Origin of the sequence: Bartonella sp. AP258QHHD (assembly GCF_042196145.1) — a bacterium.
Classification (GTDB): Bacteria; Pseudomonadota; Alphaproteobacteria; order Rhizobiales; family Rhizobiaceae; genus Bartonella.
This window is the reverse complement of the sequence record NZ_JBHIPR010000068.1, coordinates 1-1,028: the sequence shown is the minus strand read 5'-3', so window position 1 is coordinate 1,028 and position 1,028 is coordinate 1. Positions and strand designations below refer to the sequence as shown.

The window sequence follows — 1,028 nt, the reverse complement described above, 5'->3', positions numbered from 1 at the left end:
GAAGCCAAGAGGTTAGCCGATGAATCGAAGACCATTGCAACGCGTGCAGAACAAACAGCAAGAGAAGCTTCACAAACAGCAACAGAGACGACGCAAGTAGCAGCGACGGCGGTAGCAACGTGTCATGAAGTTAAGACTGTAGCCATGCAAGCAAGTCTAAAGGCAGATGGAGCCAAACAGGCAGCCGATGATGCCAAGGATATTGCCGAAGAAGCAAAAGGTTTATCGGAACGGGCGACATCTTCTGTTAGAGAACTTACAAAAACAGCGTCTCAAGTACAAACGGCAGTAGAGAAGGCATTAACGGAGTCAAGAGAATCCAAACAGATAGCAGAGTCATCTAAGACACTCTCAGAAGAAGCCAAACAACTTGCAACAGAAGCCCAAAATGCCTCTACCAATGCGCTTACAGAAGCGAATGCAGCGAAGGATAAAGCATCTACAGCGCTTACCTTAGTCAATGATGTCAAGAATATTTCTGAAGAAGTGAAAGGTATTGCAGAAACGGCATTATCGACCGCTACCACAGCTAAACAGGCTGGTGATGAGATCGGGCAAAAAGCTTTAGAAGCGTTAACGAAGTCGAGTGAAGCTAAGAGTTTAGCGGAAACAGCTCATAGCACAGCAGTAAGTTCACAGCAGACAGCCGCTGATGCAAAAGCTAAAGCCGAAAGTGTAGAGACAGTTGCGAATGCAGCGAAGAGCACAGCAGAAGAAGCGAAAAGTGCAGCAGATAGTGCAATAGCGAAAGCGGAGCAAGCCCAACAGAGCACAACAGAAGCCTCTAGAATAGCTTTGGAAGCGAAAGCGGTAGCAGAGTCTGCGGTGCGTTCAGGAGAGACGGCAGGGCAGGTGAGTGGGGAAGCGGTGAAGGGCATAGCACAAGAGGCGAAGCGTAAAGCGGAAGAAGCCGAGAAAATAGCACAAGAAGCCAAACAGACAGCAGGTTATGCCAAGCATGATGCGGAGCAAGCGCGTAGTGAGGTGGAAAATGCAAAAAGCACAGCGAATGCAGCGTGGAATAAAGC

1 pseudogene is annotated in these 1,028 nt (G+C 48.5%); it reads left to right on the top strand.

Annotated features, from left to right (window positions below):
• A pseudogene (locus tag ACFIMM_RS08110) lies at positions 1-1,028 on the top strand (hypothetical protein); the annotation flags it as partial.